This window comes from Alishewanella jeotgali KCTC 22429, from assembly GCF_000245735.1.
Taxonomy (GTDB): domain Bacteria; phylum Pseudomonadota; class Gammaproteobacteria; order Enterobacterales; family Alteromonadaceae; genus Alishewanella; species Alishewanella jeotgali.
This window is the reverse complement of record NZ_AHTH01000005.1, coordinates 310,896-329,196: the sequence shown is the minus strand read 5'-3', so window position 1 is coordinate 329,196 and position 18,301 is coordinate 310,896. Positions and strand designations below refer to the sequence as shown.

14 protein-coding genes are annotated in these 18,301 nt (G+C 45.5%); all 14 read right to left on the bottom strand.

Going from position 1 to position 18,301, the window contains the following annotated elements; translation table 11 throughout:
- Window positions 1-12 precede the first annotated feature (12 nt).
- Entirely contained in the window at window positions 13-1,788 is a 1,776-nt protein-coding gene (locus tag AJE_RS03050; RefSeq protein ID WP_050858375.1) for an asparagine synthetase B family protein, read from the bottom strand.
- A gap of 42 nt (window positions 1,789-1,830) precedes the next feature.
- On the bottom strand, window positions 1,831-2,817 hold the full coding sequence (locus AJE_RS03045) for a glycosyltransferase (protein WP_008949609.1): 987 nt from the start codon (window positions 2,815-2,817) through the stop codon (window positions 1,831-1,833).
- 23 nt (window positions 2,818-2,840) lie between these two features.
- Window positions 2,841-3,797 (bottom strand): glycosyltransferase family 2 protein, encoded by a 957-nt coding sequence (locus AJE_RS03040; protein WP_039927940.1) that lies wholly within the window; start codon window positions 3,795-3,797, stop codon window positions 2,841-2,843.
- Between the two features lies 1 nt (window position 3,798).
- On the bottom strand, window positions 3,799-4,704 hold the full coding sequence (locus AJE_RS03035; protein ID WP_008949607.1) for a polysaccharide pyruvyl transferase family protein: 906 nt from the start codon (window positions 4,702-4,704) through the stop codon (window positions 3,799-3,801).
- Between the two features lie 15 nt (window positions 4,705-4,719).
- Complete coding sequence (locus tag AJE_RS03030; protein ID WP_083835087.1) at window positions 4,720-6,153, bottom strand: oligosaccharide flippase family protein; 1,434 nt, start codon at window positions 6,151-6,153, stop codon at window positions 4,720-4,722.
- A gap of 153 nt (window positions 6,154-6,306) precedes the next feature.
- Complete coding sequence (locus AJE_RS03025) at window positions 6,307-7,638, bottom strand: putative O-glycosylation ligase, exosortase A system-associated (protein ID WP_008949605.1); 1,332 nt, start codon at window positions 7,636-7,638, stop codon at window positions 6,307-6,309.
- Window positions 7,639-7,717: 79 nt separating this feature from the next.
- Window positions 7,718-9,076, bottom strand: a complete 1,359-nt coding sequence (locus AJE_RS03020) for a phenylacetate--CoA ligase family protein (protein WP_039927938.1) — start codon at window positions 9,074-9,076, stop codon at window positions 7,718-7,720.
- Window positions 9,077-9,153: 77 nt separating this feature from the next.
- The gene (locus AJE_RS03015; protein ID WP_008949603.1) at window positions 9,154-10,566 is read right to left on the bottom strand and encodes a polysaccharide lyase; all 1,413 of its coding nucleotides are present in this window, start codon (window positions 10,564-10,566) and stop codon (window positions 9,154-9,156) included.
- On the bottom strand, window positions 10,556-11,632 hold the full coding sequence (locus AJE_RS03010) for a glycosyltransferase family 4 protein (RefSeq protein ID WP_008949602.1): 1,077 nt from the start codon (window positions 11,630-11,632) through the stop codon (window positions 10,556-10,558). Before AJE_RS03010 ends, AJE_RS03015 begins: the two co-directional genes overlap by 11 nt.
- On the bottom strand, window positions 11,629-12,834 hold the full coding sequence (locus AJE_RS03005) for a TIGR04063 family PEP-CTERM/XrtA system glycosyltransferase (protein ID WP_008949601.1): 1,206 nt from the start codon (window positions 12,832-12,834) through the stop codon (window positions 11,629-11,631). Before AJE_RS03005 ends, AJE_RS03010 begins: the two co-directional genes overlap by 4 nt.
- A 19-nt stretch (window positions 12,835-12,853) precedes the next feature.
- Entirely contained in the window at window positions 12,854-13,846 is a 993-nt protein-coding gene (locus AJE_RS03000; protein ID WP_008949600.1) for a transglutaminase domain-containing protein, read from the bottom strand.
- On the bottom strand, window positions 13,846-15,162 hold the full coding sequence (locus AJE_RS02995; RefSeq protein ID WP_008949599.1) for a nucleotide sugar dehydrogenase: 1,317 nt from the start codon (window positions 15,160-15,162) through the stop codon (window positions 13,846-13,848). Before AJE_RS02995 ends, AJE_RS03000 begins: the two co-directional genes overlap by 1 nt.
- The gene (locus AJE_RS02990; protein ID WP_008949598.1) at window positions 15,159-16,385 is read right to left on the bottom strand and encodes a TIGR03087 family PEP-CTERM/XrtA system glycosyltransferase; all 1,227 of its coding nucleotides are present in this window, start codon (window positions 16,383-16,385) and stop codon (window positions 15,159-15,161) included. The genes AJE_RS02995 and AJE_RS02990 overlap by 4 nt, the downstream gene beginning before the upstream one ends.
- Window positions 16,382-18,301 carry an asparagine synthase (glutamine-hydrolyzing) gene (asnB, locus tag AJE_RS02985; protein ID WP_008949597.1) on the bottom strand — a complete coding sequence of 640 codons (1,920 nt, stop codon included), beginning with the start codon at window positions 18,299-18,301 and terminating at the stop codon, window positions 16,382-16,384. Before asnB ends, AJE_RS02990 begins: the two co-directional genes overlap by 4 nt.

The window sequence follows — 18,301 nt, the reverse complement described above, 5'->3', positions numbered from 1 at the left end:
CCATCGACACCGTTACTCAGCATTTTTTTGCAGCCAAAGCTCAAGTACGACTATAATCCATACTAATTCGCCATAGTAGCCTGAATGACCGTTTTCAAAAGTATCTATGGCCTGATCAATAAAATTTGGCTGTAAAATATTTCGCTCTTTGAACTGCTGTAATGCCGTTAATGCCAGCTGTTTTAACTCTGGGTTTTGCTTTAGCCACACGCCAAAAGGTAAGCCGAAACCGTGTTTGCTTTTGGTTAAGGTGGCATCGGGTAAAAAGCCGCGGAAGCTATGTTTATAAAAATCTCTTAGTGACTGGCCTGGGGCTTTAAGACTAGCTGGCACGCTGCAGCTGAAATCAACCAGCTCTTTTTCAAATAGCGGAAAACGTACTTCTACTCCTGCCAATTGACACATCTGACTAACTTTTACCAGATCGTTATCGGCCAAGGTAAATTTCCAGTCTAGATACATCATTTTATCCACTACATCCGCTGACGGGCAGGCATGATAACGACGGCGTTTTTGCTCTGCGGGGTAGTTAACATCAATCTGTTGCAAAAACTCTGCGCTAAACATCTGTGTTATGTCAAAGTGGTTGACAAAGTTGTAACTATCCAGTCTGTCAGGGAGAGGCACTTTAGCTTGGCGAATATAGCTGCTGCCTTTTTTAAGAAACGGAATTTTATCTGCTAGACCATTGTTTAAACCCAGGTTAAGTAATGCCTGCAGCGGGCTGGGCAGTGCACTATAATGCTCAAATACTTTTTGTTTTACATAGCGCTCATTACCGGCAAAAATTTCGTCACCGCCATCACCGGCTAGCAATACTTTAATACCATCAGTTTTGGCTGTTTTGGCGCACATATAAGCTGCCATAGCTGAGGAGTTGCCAAAGGGTTCATTAAAATAACCGGCCACTTCCGCAAAGTGTTGCTGTATCTCTTCGGGTTGCAGGTAGTGCACCTTGTGTGTTGTTCCAAAATGTTTAGCGGTAATTAGTGCATATTCAGTTTCATCATAGCCTTTAGCATCAAAACCAATAGAATAGGTGAGTGCCAATTGGCTATGTTTGGCTAACATACCTGCGACAGTCGAACTGTCCAGGCCGCCACTTAAAAAAGCGGCGCAATGATCTGTAATATTGCGACGCACAGCTTCAGAAATGAGCTGACGGCAACGCTGCATTAATTGTTCAGGCGTGTCATTTGAAGGGCTAAAATCTGGTTGGTAGTAGTTATACTGCTGCAAAGTTCCGGCATTATCAAAGCTGACTATGACGCCAGGTTCTAGTTTACATATACCCCGATAGAGACAAATAGGTGACGGAATACAGTGATAAAAAATATAGTTAAATGCTGCCTGTGGATTAATTGAAGTGTTATTTACTGATGGCTGTAATGCAGCCAGACTATCACTAATACGCAATACTTTACTGTCGCGCTGATCAACATAACAGGGAATGCTGCCAACATGGTCATTAATAACTTCGATTGAACCATCAGTTTTGTTAATAAGAATGAGCAGGAAGTAGCCTGCTATCGTAGAGACAAAGCTCGAAGCATCTGTGTAAGTGTGCTCTAACAGCCATTGCATGTTTTTCGATGCCGGATAGTCCTGACCGTAGGGTCTTGGCCTGCCTATGATATAAATAATGGAGGTGGAATTTTCGGCCTGATAAACTTTCTGATGACTGAGCAGGTGTAATGTTCTAAACGAAGTAGAGTTTTTCACGTCCAAGATTAACTCTGTATATCTTAAACCAAGTCCAGACTTACCTTTCAATTCATCGTATTGCATATTAGCATTCCTTTTTTGCTCAGTTCACCTAATACTTAGCGTTTAATCGATAATACGTTTTCGTTTTTTATATTTGATGTAATGATTATAGAACCAAGGTAGTACGCAAATACTATAGAGAAGGCATGCTCTAGAAAATCTATAGCCTTTGCGAATACAGATCTTAAGTGAAGCCATTGCCAACACTCGGTGGCCTTGCAGCATTGCATTGTAACCATAGCTGAAGTGAGCTTCATTTAGATGATTTGTTAGTGTAGAAATAGGAAATTTCTCACCTGAAGGGCAATTCAAACCATAACGGGCAATTGCCGCCTCGAGTACCATTAATCTGAAGTTTTTGTTGTGCACCTTCTTTGTGATACCGGCTGAGCTGTTGCGATAAAGAGCAAACACCTGTTTCAGTTTTGCGATGCGATAATATTGCGAGGCTCTTATCCAGTAGTCGTAATCTTCCCCAATGGTGTAATCTGTATTAAACAGACCAACGACATCTACGACCTCCCGCCTCATAACCAGCGTTATGGTATGGATCACGGATTCTTTTAACAAATCAAGGTATAACCAACCTTCGTTGCCTGGTTGCTTTTTGCTTAGTTTGGGGGCATGGTCAACTAGTTCTTTTGTCTCTGAGATCAGTGCAGCTTTACCATCCCATTCCATCCAGCCACAATAACAGAGGCCAATCTCTTGATGCTGTTGTAGAAAATTTACTTGTGCTGATAACTTTCCAGGTAACCATAAGTCATCACTGTCATTAAAAGCAATGAATTGACCTGTTGCAGCGAGCAAACCTGTATTTCTGGCCGAGGCTGAACCCTTGTTTTCCTGTTGCAGTAGAATGATTTTTCGCTCAAGGGTAGCTAAGATTTCCACGCTGTTATCAGTTGAACCGTCATCAATAACTAAAACCTCAATGTTCGGATAGTCTTGTAACAATACGCTATTGACGGCTGATATCACGGTCTCAGCATTGTTGTAGCAAGGTACAATAACACTGACCAATGGCCAAGTTGTATCAGGTGGGGACATAATAAATCACGTATAAATTCATCTTAAATGTTTCTACTTTCTTTGTGAAACAGAGAGTAAGTTAAGTTTGTAGAGCAAATTACAGTAAAAAACAGCGCCTTAAAAAAACGATATCGTAGTTTGAGACAAGCTTTAAATGAGGAATAAGCTATTTCTCGGTAACCTTTTACCATAGCGTTATAGCCGTAATGAAAATGTCTTGCGCCGAGGTAGCGGTTTACATCTGATTGTAGTAGCTTTTGGCCTGAAGGGCAGGCTAAACCATATTTTTCAAGCGCAGAGGTTAACACGTTTAAGCTATAATTTTGGCTATGTACTTTTTTTGTCGTGCTGTTTGGATTAACACGATAAATCGCGAATATTCCGGCTAACTTGTCGATTTTGCATAAGCGAGAAACCCGGATCCAATAATCATGGTCTTCGCCAATCAGATAATTTAAGTCAAATAGGCCAACCTCTCGGACAATATCAGTCCTGATCATAGCGGTAATTGTACATACTAGAGACATCCTTAGTAATTTAGTGTATAGCCAGCCTGAACTTTCTGAGACCAGCTCCGCAGGATTCGATTTCACAGGTATGTTTGCCATAAATTCTGATAATGGAACTTGTTGATTCCATACCCGCCAGCTGCTGTAACATAAGCCAGTTTCTGGGTGACTTTCTAGATAATCTACTTGAACTGTAACTTTACGAGGTAACCAAATATCATCGCCATCATTAAAAGCAATATATTTGCCGTTGGCAGCTCGGATGCCGGCATTACGCGCGGCTGCGGGGCCCTGATTTTGTTGTGTAATAATTGTAATTTTATCAGTAAAAGTTTTTAGGACCTCTAGACTATTATCAGTGGATCCATCATCGACTACTATGACTTCAATATTTGGATAATCCTGTGTTAACACACTGGTGACCGACGCCACTATAAAGTCTGCGTTGTTGTAACATGGGATGATAACACTGACTAAAGGCGTATCCATGTTATAGACCAAAATCACGTTTAAATTGAAACACAGTTTCTTGTAGTCTTGTCGTGTTAGAAGTAAAAATAGCGTCTTTGCTAAGACGGAGAGTAGAACTTTTCGAAATTTCAATTAAACAGTTAGCGACCGTCACCAAATGGGCTTCAGGTGATCTAGGCTGAGGGGGCTTGCCCCAGCTTGGCTGCCATAAAGGGGTTTTGAGTAATCCGCGCTTAATTATATTTTTTAGCCTAGTCGTTCCGCTGTTTGTCACGTCACCACGCCAAATTGGAGGCAGATTGGAAAAGTTAGCTTCTATTCTTACGGACTGTAACCAATCCTGCCATTTGTAGCTTGAAATATGCGGATAGGCCTTTACCGGAATCCAGGGAACCCGAAAAGAATCTGCCAGAATAGCACCATGCATGGCTTCAGTTAGCAATAGCTCAGATTGTCGTATGGCGTCAAATACATCAAGAAAATGTTTTCTTGGGTCAATATAATTGATGCCTGCGATTGCACAAACGGCTGACCAATCACCCAGTCGGGCACTTTCGCAGTGAGGCATAAAACTAATGTTAAATCGCTTTTGGGCTTTTGTAGTATAAAACTGAGCTGATAAAGATGCCGGATCTGTAATAGCGAGCTTGTCTGGCAAACCCAGTGATTTAGCGGTTAAGGGACCGCGCACACAGTAAAATTTCCATTTTTCATTACTGTTTGGTAACTCGCCATAACCATGCCCTGAACCAAAAACAGTAACACTGGGAGCTGGTGGGATACGATGATTCAGTAAAGTACCTACACCGACAAAAATATCCTGATGTTGCTCATCAAAAAAGTCAGGAAATAGCTGCTGCCATAACCAAGGGTTTAAATCATCACCAAAATTGCCTTCTCTATCTTTAAAGTAATATAAACGCAAAATATTTTCCTTGTTCTATAGCCTGAACTTTATAGCTTCTGCAAAACGATCTTTAAAAAATAGCCACATGCTTCCTACATAAATAAGCACACCTAATGGAATAATAATCAATATTGTACTGATGAGACCAGTTTCAATAAGTAGCCATTTTTTTGTTGTGAATAAGGTGATAAACATCAGAATCGATATAATAAAAGGAGGAAGTGCTGCGGAGAAAATCGCCTTGCCTGAAATTTTAGAACGGCTGGCGCACAGATATACGGCGAACAGAAAGAAAATAGGCGTGGTTAGCAGCCAGGTTGCAGCTATAGCTACAATACCTGAAGATGAAGCAAGAAAGACGGCGATGATAGTGAGTGTTAAAGAAAAGGATACATGAATTAATCCGGTCGATGGGTAACCTAAGGCTTTCATCAATGGCGTAAATAAGTTAGAGATAATTCTGAGTGGAATTGTCAATAAAATTAATTGTAAAGGAAGTGCGGCAGGTTGCCACTGCGCGCCCAAAATTAGCACAACGAGCTCTTCACAAATAACGGCAAAACCATAAAAGAATGGAAAACTGAACAGCGTTACGATACGTAAAATATAGCAGAAGGTATTTTTATATTTCTGGTCATCGTCTTGGATAGCAGCATACAGAGGATAAGCTACTTCATTAACTAGCGGCATGACTTTACTCATTGGCATCAGGGCCAAATGTATAGCGACGGCATAAAAACCTAATTGCGTCGCATCAACAAATCTAGCGGCAATCAAAATATCTACTTTCATAAATAAGGTGAAAAGCAAACTGGTTGACATTATGGTTAAACCAAATTTTACTGCCGCCCCCATATCAGATAGTTGCCAAATAGGAAAATGCAACTTTCCGTACACTAGGTTATAGCCAATCGCTTTGGTATAAATCATCAGAATATTTGCCAAAATTAATGACCAAAATCCAAAACCAAGGTAGGCCAGACTGAGTGCTGTGATGCTACTTAATAAGCTCGCAATGAAATCAACCTGTGAGCGGCTTTTGAAGTTCATGTCACGGGCCAGTAAATTTGAGCTTACGGTAATCCATGGCATAACGATAAAAGCCAAAGCTGTAATATAGAGTACATACTCAACAGCCGGTTGCTGATAAAACTGTGCAATGGTTGAGGCTAATGCCATTTGAAGCAGAGCCAGGCTGCCGTTTAACAGAATGAGAAGAAAAAGAACTTTTTGAATGAAAATTCTATCGAGGTTTTTTTGCCGGATGAGCACATTTCCTAGTCCAGCACTTGCTAGTTGTAATGCAAGCATCAGTACCATATCGGCTATAGCAACAATACTATAGTCTAAAGGCGTTAGTAGACGAATAACAAAAAGTGATGAAAGCCAAGTAAACGCTTGGGCTAATAAGCGTAGGCTTAGCGTCCATTTGAAAGCAGATCTGGCTCGATTTGATATGCTTTCCATGCAATCCTCAAAATTTTGCGTTCCGAAGGAGCTTTTAGCATACCATTCTAACTCTTGCGTAGATAAAGTAAATGCTGCAGCTCTCTGAATCTAAATTTATACATTTTCCTACAGCACAATTTCTCCAAGTACTAAAAAGCAAATATAAGAATTTCAAGTAGTATGAATTTGAATAGGTTGCTTTGTCGTTACATACTTTTCTGCAGTGCAAGGCAAGTATAACTGACGAATCGCAATCACTGATACAATGCCCGCAACCCCGTATAAAAGGTCGAAGTAAGCTAAGCTAACGTTATTACCGGTTACGCCAAAGCCTATCATAGACAAAGTTATACAATTGCAAAGCTGTACACACCACTGCTGGTTATTTTTTTCTGCCCTGCTCTTATTTTTCCAATTTATCCACAGAATGCTTAGTAATATCATGCTAAAAATAAATAAGCCAACGAAGCCATGGTCACCTAAGACTTGAAAGTAAATATTGTGTGCGGCCTTGGGCTTGAGGTTCGGAGGTATTGGAGGTGTTTCAATTGGCCCAAAAGAGGGTGTAAAAGGCGCATAACTATGCCATGCCACAGGCTGTGTGACACCTTTAAACCCTCCACCGGTTAGAGGGTTATCCTGGGCGATCATCACTGAAATTTTCCAGGCCCATAACCGGCCTATAAAGGAACCATCTTCAGTGCTGGCGGTTTGAATGGTATTTTGCCTTTCGCGCCAGTGCTCTGGGGTCAGCTGGTAAGCTGTAGGTAACACGAGTGCAGCTAATAGAACCCATAACACTTTTCTTTTTGATTTCCACCAAAAAGCGAATGCCAACAAAGATAAGCCAATAAAACCGCCGCGTGAGCCGGTGCCGACAATCGCGATGATATTGGCAATGAATAACCCCCACAGGCCTAACTTTAGATAGTAATGTTTGCTGACATAGATTAAATATAAGATTAGTGGTAAACACATATTCACTGCCACGGCGAAGTCATTTCTATCACCTAATGCTCCGGAGCGACCTTTTATCATGTGACTCCCACCAGATAAGATAAATTTCAGCGCCTCCATAGCTGCATAGGAAGAAACAGCAAGTACTATGGCCCAAATTAGAGTGTCAATATGCAGTTTCTTATTAAGGATCAAGGTGATAAAGTAATAGAAAAGCAGCACTCGAATAAATTGATTCCAGTAACTAAGAGCATAAGATGAATTAAAAGCGTAAATTGAGCTGATTAAAGTCCAGACTGCAAAGGCTAATATCCAAAAGCTAAGCGCATTAAACTTGAATGTTTTTTGTTTGTGGGCGAATATGTAGCTTAAAATGGTAACTAGTGCTACAGTAAAATTTAGACGTAAACTATTAGAAAAACCGAAGGCCCAATTAGCTGGTGCTAGTAATGCAATAAAAGCCCAGGCGGCTATTCCAATAAAAGGACGTTTAAAGCAAAAGTATATAGTAACGATTAAAAATCCTAAAAGTAATAAGTCACGCATCAGGAGTTATCCTGCTTATTCGCCCAGTAAAACAAATAACATACTGATACGATAACTACTAATAAATACAATTTATCTATCATGGGTTACAGACCTTGCTAATGACATAGCGAAATTTTCCAGATTTTTCCGGGCCAATCTCGTCAAGTTGTTCGATTTCAATCTGAACTTCTGCCCCAAGTCGGGCATTAAAAGCTGTGCGGATTCGTCGGTTTACCTCTTCAGGAAGCAGGCCTTCAGGCCAGACGAGCTGCACTGTGGTGAGGCTCAAACTATGTTGAATAATTTTAAAGGCCGCAATTCCAGGTATATCACGTAAAATATAAATCAGCGCCAAGCCATGCATTTTTGTGCCATTAGCAGCTACCACAAAGTCGGTACTTCTTCCCTCTACGGTGGCCAGCACGGGTAAGCAACGGCCACAGCTGCAGGGTTGTTCAGACAAGCTGCCGATATCTCCGGTTCTATAACGGATAAAAGGGAAAGCTCCAGTGGCTAGATGGGTGACAACGATTTCGCCGCTTTGCCCTGTGGCTACCGGCTTTTCATCTGCACCGATGATTTCCACAATAATATCTTCGGCACTGATGTGCATGTTCCCAGCCGGGCATTCATGTGCGATAAAGCCCGCATCCCGGCCGCCATAACCATTGGCTACGGGTGCGCCAAACACTTGCTGTATTAGCTCACGTTGATAAGGATACAGTCGCTCAGAGGTGACAAAAACGACTTTAATTCCCAACTGCGTCATATCAATCTGCTGTTGCTGTGCGGTTTGCGCCATCAGATAAAAAACAGAGGGGTAACCAAATAACATGGCAGGCTTGCTGGTTTGAATTTGAACCAGGAACTGCAATAATTTTTGTTCAGTTAAATCAAAGGCCGGAATTAGACTAGAGCGGAACAGCCGGTCTCGCCATAAACGAAGTTTATCTTGAGCGCCTAATTCAATCGGCGAACCCCAAGCAACAATTTCCTTATCGCCAATATCGACTCCCCACCAACGGGTTGCGCGCCACTTAGCTGCAACATCATGGCTCACCCGTTGTTTATCAATCAGAAAAATCAGAGGTTGTCCGCTGGAGCCTCCGGTATTATAGCGTTTTAATTTCGAGGCGTTATGTGCTCTTAATTGCTCAAAATGGCTACCAATATCAGCCTTGGTTAAAAAGGGTAAACAAACTAAATCTTCGGCTGAGCTGATTTGACTTGGCAGAAGATTGCGTTGTTGCATAAGCTGGCGATAATAAGGAACTTGCAGGTATACCTGATTAATAAAAGAGTTGAGATTTCTATTTTGCAGTTTCTTGAGATCTTCTGCACTAAGCCACTGACTCATCTCCAGTTGTTTGCGTCGAGCCGTGCTGTTATGCCCCTTTAAAAGCTCATGCAGCGGGAAAGCTATGTGACTGATTAGCGACCTAAGTATTTTACTCAACTATCCAGCTCCATGAAGTTTAGTATCCTTAAAGACTAGTATAATTTTTTTAGCGTTATGGGTTTAAGTAGATCGGCTCAGCGTTCGTCACTTTTTTCCGGAAGTGCGACTTTGATATTACTGATATAGAGATCCATGTTATGTTTAGGTTTATCGACACCACCATGGTAAAAATCAAACCACAAACGTTCAATTTTTAAATCAGGAACAGTGCGGAAGTTTAGCTCTGTTCTATGTAATACTAATTGCTCATTTACCCAAACCAGCAGCTCTCCATCCTCGCTACCTGGCGTATTTAAAGTTAGCTGTTGGCTAATTTTATACCAACGTTGTCTTGCTAGTTTACTTACGGATTGGCGCCAGGGATGAACCTCGCCATGGCTCTGAGAGGAATGAACCAAGTATAAGTAGCTACCTAATGGCGTGAGCCCGTTAAGTTCATCATCACTATCAATAACACTGAGGAATTGCCCTCTTGCAGACCAGCCATTGGTGCCATCTGCTTTACGACCTCCCCAACCAGCACGCCCATATGTACCGGCAAAACCCGGAAATTTACCTGCACCGCCACCGCGCATCCAATTGGCATCTAAATATAGGTCATATTCAAAAAACAGACTTTCCGGTTCAAACCCTAGCAGGGGTTTGGTAAAAAGGCTGACGTTTAACGCTCCGTTTTGACGGGGAGTAAATGACACCTTCAACGCATAGCTGTCTTGGCCCCGCTGAGGTGCTTTAACTCTCGTAATATTGCTTTGCGGAGCCAAATGCTGCCAGCGCGAGGACCAATTATGTTGACTAAAACTCTCGTTAAAAAAGCTGCTAGCGGCAAGTTTGGCTGGATACTGCGGATGAACTAGTGCTGGTTGCTGTAATAAATATACTCCTATTTTGGGTTTGCCAGACTGCTTAAGCTTATTCAGTTCAAGTCTGACCGAGGTCAATTGCGCAATGTTGGTTTTACTCAAATCAAAAGCCAGTAAAGTCGGATTATTCCTGGCAATTTTTAAGGTATCGCGCATACCTAAATGTCGAAATGTCGTGTTATCAAGATAAGTATCCATAGTGGCATTGATCCGTTGACGCTGTTTATCAGCGAACTCCAATACCAGCGAGGGAGCTGTGCGATAGCCTTGCTCTTTACTGGAAAGTAAGGCATAGCCACTACTACCTGGTTGCAACCTGAGTAATAAATCCAGTTTGGGATTTTGTTTGATATGAGGTAACAAGCCTTTTAAATCCCAGCTAAGCCAGTTATCGCCCCGGGCCTCGACTGTCAAAGCACTAAAAGGGCTATCGCCCAGATACTGTCCATTTTTGTCGTACCAGTCTCCCATCGGACTTTGCCATTCAAGGTAGGCCTGGCTGTAACTAAATCGGTTAGTTGCGCCGCGGATACGCTCATTACCTTCGTGCCAGAGCACCGCTTGCGGTTGAGCAATAACCGCTAAACTGGTCAAGGTTAGTAAAAGAAATACCCTAACAGTCATTCGGCGTTAACTCCCGGTATAGCTGCAACCAAAGTGGCAACACCATGGCAGGCTGCATGCTGTTAACTAACGCTAACCCCTGTTTTTTTATGCTGGCAGTAAGTTCTGGTTGCTCAATCAGCTGCTGGCAGGCAGTGGCCATTAGCTTGGGCTCGCCGGGCGGCACTAATAGCGCCTGCTTATTATGTTGTACCATATCCGGGATGCCCCCCACAGCAGTGCTGACCACAGGTACGGCGCAGGCCAGTGCTTCCAGTATAGAGTTTGGCATATTATCAACAGTACTGGGGTTGAGCATAATATCGGCGCTTTGATACAGCGCCACCATTTGCGTTCGGTCCAACCGGCCGACAAAGTCCACCTTGTCAGTTAGCCCCGATTGGCTCACCAGCGTTTTTAGCTCAGCCAGGCAGGGACCTGAGCCGGCGATAGATAAGCGGCTATTAGGATACTGCTGCAGTAACAGGGAAAAGCAGCGAATAGCGGTCGCAATATCATATAAAGGCTCCAGATTACGGGTCACCACCAGATGTAAGTCGTCTGGATTTAAAGGCCGCTCACTGGGAACAAACATACTGGTGTTGATGATGTTGGCAATGACCTGGGCACTGAGCTGATAATTAGAAAATACTCTTTTTAAATAATTGCTTGGGGTAACAATGACAGCTGCCATCTTCATAAAAGGCAGCACCCAGCGCTGTTGTCTTTGTAAAAACTGCTCTGCTGAACCGCCGCGGTAATTTAGCACTACAGGCCTGTTGTGCCAGCGCGCCAGTAACAGCACCGGGCTGGCAAATAGATGCCAGGCCCAGCCTGAATTAGCCATCAGATGCACGATGTCATGGGTTTTTAACTGCTGATGTACCCGCCAGAAATAGGGAATCAAGCGGCCGAAAGCCCGCAACATTGGAACACGACCGAGCCAGGCCGGTTGATAAGGGGCATTGACTGCCAGCAAGCTGACTTTGTAGCCAGGCTCTGCTGACAGCAGCTGTTGCAACTGCGCGGTTTGCATTGCCATGCCGCCATTAGGCGGCGGGACAGGGCCTACCAGTAAAAGTTTCATCCGGCTGCCTCTGTCAGTTGCTGATACACTGGTAAAATTCTGGCGACGCTATTTTGCCAACTGCGCTCTTGTTCGACAAAGCGCCGGCCATTGGCTTTTAATCTTGGCCAGTCTGCCGGGTTTTGCAGTAACTGCTGTAACACTTCAGCCAGTTTTTTCGGATTATCGGCGTCAAATAAAATACCGGTATCATTGTGACGGATCAGCTCGCGGTGACCACCAATATCAGACGCCACCACCAGGCCCTGCTGTGCCATCGCTTCCAGCGGTTTTAATGGCGTTACCAACTCAGTCAGGCGGATCGCTTCCCTAGGGTAAACAAAAACATCCACCAGACTGTAATAGCGGCTGATATCTTTATGGGCAACCCGGCCGGTAAAGATCACCGAATCACTGATATTCAACTGTTTAGCCTGTGCGCGCAGAGCAGCTTCCTGCAAGCCACCACCGACCAATAACACTTTTAATTGCGGATAGCGGGGGGCTAATAATGCCAGCGCATCAAGCAGGATATGCAAGCCCTCGTAGCGATAAAAGGAGCCCAAAAATCCCAGCACAGTCGCTTCAGTTAACCCCAATTCAGCGACTAACCCGGCATCTTTGTGCTGGCAGGGGCTAAAGGCATCAGGGTCGACAGCATTAGGCACTATGGTGATGCGCGAGGGAGCAACGCCCCAATCGGCGATTTGTTTGGCCAGTCCCTGACAGATAGTCACCACATGACTGGCCTGGTGCAGTGCCTTTTTTTCTAACCACTGGCCCAGCCGGTAGCGCAGATCACCTTCTTTACAGGAGCCATGACTGACCGCAGCATCTTCCCAGGAAGCGCGCATTTCATATACTAAAGGAATATTAAAACGGCGGGCGACCCGGGCGGCAGCCAGCGCATTTAAACATGGGGAGTGCGCATGCAAAATATCCGGCCGCTGCCGCAGTACCAATGCAGTCAGGCTGCGTTCAAGTTGCCGGATCACATCCCATTGTTGTAACACCGGTACCTTGGCTAGCCAGCCGGGGGCGGTGCGATGAAATATCAAATCATCAATCTGCTCTGCCATCGGGCCAGGGGCATAATGTTTGCTACTGGTCAGCTGTCGGGTGTCAATACCTAGTATCCGTTGTTGCTGCAGAATAGCCAGGCTGCGAAAGCTATAACCACTGTGCAGTGGTGCGGAGTGGTCAAAAATATGCAGAACTTTCAATTGTGTTCCTGACATCCTTTTAACTCCCACTGCGCGAGGTTAGCGCCCGATATAAACAGATAAGCAGGCAAACAAGCAGCAACAGTTCCAGATAAAACAGTCGCCACAGCCAGCGTTTTAGCTGCAACATTTCCTCAAGCAGCTGCTGATTATCACTTTGGCTAATGGCTTTAATTTGCGGATATTGGCCGCTGACTATTGCCGCGAGTTGACTAAGATGTATCGAAATAGCTGCCAAATGCCGCACTATTGCTGTCGATTCCTGTGTGAGCTGATCATTTGCCCACCACAAATAAAACTGATCGGTGCCGCGTTGAAAATAGCGGATAGCCATTGCCTCATCACGGAAACCAAAGGCGGAGTCAGGAATCAATTGCAGTTGGATTTGCTCGGGGGACTGTTGCAGTAGTTGGCGAAATGCCAGCACTGATAGTGGTTGCTGATCGTCGCGCCTTACCGGATAAAAGCCATTAAATACATCCAGCATAATCCATTGCTGGCGTCGGTCATCCCAAATCTCATTAAAGGCATGGCCATGACCGCCAAAGCCATCAAAAGCAATCGCCCATTCACGAACGGGCACCCCTATGGCATAAGCCAGAACATTTATCACCTGGGTGTAATCTGCACAATAGCCTTGTTGTTGCTCGGCAATGATATTAAAGGTGTGAGCGGTATTGGCTTGAATGGCACCGCCTTTACGCTTGTGGTGCAAATTAAGACGCTGTGCATTGGCCAGAACGAACTCCAGATCTTTGGCAGCATGCTCCGTCATCACAGGTTGCATCAGGCCCGTTAAGGCTAGCGGCAAAGGCGTTTGCTCCTGGCGAAAGCTCGCCGGAAAGGCCGTACCAGGCCAATCGGCCTCTGCTTCGGTGATGACATTAAAGACCAGTGCGTTGCGAAGCTTCACCAGTTCAGTGGCGCTGGGATAAAGGCTTATCAAAAGCAACAGCGGGCTTAACATCAGGACGATGAGTAAGCTACAGCTGCGCCATGGGGTCCATTTCATCACCAGCACATCCCAATATATTTGCCTTTAACCTGCTCGGGCTGTTTCAGGTGCACCAAATCAACTAGCGTATGTTCAGCAGTTAAGCCGGCCAGCACTTGCTCCACTAAGGCTTTATCGTTCAAACCCAAGATGATAACGCTATTATTCGCCAGCACGGCGGCAACATCCTCACTCATCAGTTGGCCGATATGCGGGATGGACTCTTCAATATATTTTTTATTGGCCCCGAGTAGGCGCGACAAGTTGACCTCCGGATCATAAATACTCAGTTGCATACCCTTACCAATCAGGTATTCGGCTAAATCAACCAGCGGACTTTCGCGCAAATCGTCGGTACCGGATTTAAAGCTCAGACCAATCATGCCTATTTGCCGACAGCCCAGGGCTAAAATCTTTTTGCAGGCTTGTTGTAAATGAATATGGTTGGAACTTAAAACATGTCCCAGCATCGGGATTTGGATATCTGCTTGTTTGGCGACATATTGCATTGCACGCAGATCTTTGGGTAAACAAGAACCACCAAAAGCAAACCCTGGCTTTAAATAGGCGGTGGAAATATTGAGCTGTTTGTCAGCACAGACTAAATCCATCACTTTAAAGGGATCTACCGCCAGGCCCTCACACAGCCGCGCCACTTCATTGGCGAAGGTGATTTTCAGCGCATGAAAGATATTACAGAAGTACTTTACGGTTTCTGCCGTTTTGACATCAGTTTTATGGTACTGGCCTGGTAAATGACCAAACAGCCGCTGCATTTGCTGATGCGCGCGCTCAGTATTGGCGCCGACAATGGTAAAAGGTGGGTTGTCATAGTCTTTAATTGAGCTGCCTTCTCGCAGAAACTCTGGTTGAAAGCAGATATCAAAATCAACGCCATCTTTTTTATCTGAATGTTGTTCCAGCAGAGTTTTTAACTTGCCTTCAACGGTGCCGGGTAACAGAGTTGAGCGAAATACAATAGTATGGTGAGTACTTTTACTGGCCAGCGCCTTACCTAGTTGCTCGGCCAGTCGTAAAACCGCCGTTTGATCCTGACTGCCATTCGCCTGCGACGGTGTGCCGACACAGATAAAAGATACCTCAGTTTGGTTGACCGCCTGTTGCACATCTTGCGTCACCTGCACCCGGCCACTGGCCGCCATGGCTGCCATCAACTCGGGCATGCCTTCCTCTATCACAGGAGAGCGGCCATCCATAATCAACTGCAGTTTTACCGGATCAATGTCGACCCCGATCACTGTATTACCATCGCGAGCCAAGCAGGCTAGCGATACCGCACCAACATAGCCCAGACCAAAAATACTGATATTCATAATTGCACTTCCCGTTGTGTCTGTTGGGTTTCCTGAAATAAGTTTAGGCATTGCTGCACTATGCTGTCTAACTGTTGCATCGACAAATGCCACTGATGATGGCTGAGCATGCGCTCCCGGCCTGCTTGTGACAGCTGTTGCCGGAGCGCTGGCTCTAACATTAAACGGCAGAGTTCCTGCGCATATTGTGCTGGCGTATCGGCGATTAAAAAGTGCTGGCCAGCAACAGCATCAATGCCTCCGGCGGCCTGGCTGCTGCATACCACTGGCACACCCATCGCCATGGCTTCCAGAATTTTGTTCTGGGTGCCCCGGGCAATATTCAGTGGCGCGACCATAGCAGCGGTATGCAAAATATAGGGCCTGACATCATCGACTGAACCGGTGACAATGACACCTGGTATTAACGCCAGATCGCGAATGGCTTTACTCGGTTCGGCTCCGACGATATAAAGCTTAACATCAGGCACTTGCTGGCGGATTAATGGCAGGGTGTGTCGACAGAACTGCAGCATAGCTTCCTGATTTGGGTAATAATCCATGCGACCGATAAAAGACAGGCTGTGGTTTTCATAGCTGTTTGGCGTGGGCCTGAAATAGTCTGAATCGACACCATTAGGAAACCAGGCCGTAGGAACATCGGTTTGATAGCTTTGTAAAGTCGCCAACTCAGCTTTGGTGGTGGTAGTACAAAGGTCAAACCGGGTGGCTAACTGCTTTTCTGCCCGCAGCATCTTTTGCCCTTCCAACCAATAGCCCAGACTCAGTGGGAACGGCTTAAAGGCCCGGTACGCCAGCCATTTTTGTGAGTCCATATCACCAAAATCCAATAACTTAGGGATATCAGTTACATGGGCAACGTATTGAGCCACTGACGAGCAATGTACAAAAATCAGATCAAATTGATGTTGTTGCAGTAATTGATTGACGTGGCGCTGTAAGTCGCGGCTGTAAAAGTAGCCCATAGAAGACGGCGTTAATAGCGGTAAGCGCAACAGCATGCGGCAAAATTGCCAGGGCTCCGACACCACCGCAGCGAAGTAATGCGTGCAGTGGTTGGTAATTCCGCGGCCCTCGGCAGCTTCCGCCGCATTTCGGGCGAGCGACGCGACATACACCTGGTGGCCTTGTCGGTGAAAGTGGCTGATCATATTAAAGGGGCGAATTTTACCGCCGCGCTTAGGCGGAAATGGAAATCGGTGGCACAGATACAAAATCTTCATAATGACCTCTTGATTGTCTGGCTGATTTGTTCAGCCGTTTGGCCATCAAGGTAAAGCTGGCACCAAATTTCCAGATTCAGCAATGCCAGCAAATGATCGGTATGATCTTCCTGCCCCGACTGATGTAACTGCAAGGTATGGGCGATCAGAGGCCAGCTCAGCAGGCCGCGTTGCTCAACCCGTTGCTGGTTAACAAACAGGGTTAATAAACCTGCTAACTCTTGTTTAAGCCAGGCACCCAAGGGCGCGCCAAAACCGCGTTTGGCTCTATCGAGAATAGTGGTTGGCAACATATCGCTTAATGCTTCTTTTAACAGATGTTTTAACCGGCCGTTTTTCATCACTAATTGCTGTGGCATCTGCACAGCTAATTCAACCAATTGATGGTCTAAAAAGGGGACCCGACACTCCAGGGAGGTAGCCATGGTCATTTTATCGGTCAGCAGTAATAAATCGTCGGCCAGTTGTGTTTGCCGATCGGTATCAAACATCCGCCATAAACTTTGTTCGGCCTTGCTGTGCTGATAGCGTTGTTGTAACAAACTGCCTGCTGCCAGCGGCTGTTGCAGCAACTGCTGGCTTTGTTGCGGGCTAAACACCTGCATATAACGCAGATAACGTTCATCCTCAGATAGCTCTGCACTTTGCACAAAGGCTTTGGTTAACCGCAGGGTGTTTAACCATTTAGAATGGCGGTCACTGGGTAGCTTTTTCGCCAGTGGGCTGATCAATCGTTGGCGCAACCAGGCTGGAATTTTCTGGTACTTCTGTAAGTAATGTTCACCCAGATAACGGCGATAGCCACCAAATAACTCATCACCTCCGACACCGGACAGGATCACTGTCACCTCTTTTCTGGCAAACTCAGACACCAGATAGGTGGTAATAAAGGCACTGTCGGCGACGGGCTCATCCAGGTGCCATAACAGTTTTGGCAGTAAGCCCACGACATCGGGTTTTACCAGAATTTCTTTGTGTTGGGTGCCAAATAATTCGGCTACCGCTCGGGCGTAAGGCAATTCATTATAAAACTGGCCGGCACCGCCGGTATCAAAACCGATAGCATAGGTTTTCACCGGCTGGCTGGAATGTTTGGACATCAAGGCCACGACGGCGCTGGAGTCAACGCCGCCGGATAAGAACGCGCCCAAGGGCACGTCGCTGACCATTTGCATCGCGACCGACTGTTCCAGTTGCTCGCGAATACGCCGCACCCAGCTTTGTTCCGAGTCGTGTTCATGCTGCTGAAAATCTGGCTGCCAGTATTGCTGTTGTCTGATACTGTCTTTGTCAATCAGCAGGTAGCTAGCTACTTCAAGTTTGCGGATGCCATTAAACATTGAGTAAGGCGCGGGTACATAGCCTAATTGCAGGTATTGCTGTAAACCGTGCGGACAGACTTCGGCTTTAAAATCGGGCAGGGCCAGTATGGCTTTGCTTTCAGTTGAAAAAGCCAGGTAACCCTGTTTTTCGGCGTAATATAACGGCTTGATACCCAGTCGATCGCGGGCGATAAATAATTGTTGCTTACGGTTATCCCAAAGCGCAAAAGCAAACATACCATTAAGAAAACGCAGGCAATCAACGCCGTGCAGCTGATAAAGGTGCAGGATCACTTCAACGTCTGACTGGGTTTTAAACTGGCAACCAGCTAACTCGGCTCGCAGTTGCCGATAGTTATAAATTTCGCCGTTACAGATCAACACCAACTGTCCGTCATCACTGCTAATAGGTTGATGACCGCCGGCTAAGTCGATCACCGATAAGCGGCGCATGCCCAATGCAATATTGTCCGCCAGAAAATACCCACTATCGTCTGGCCCTCGGTGGGCAGTAATATCGCCCATCAGATTCAACCAGTCAGCCGGAAATTGTTGGGGTCGGTTGAGGGCGACCAGGCCATGAATACCACACAT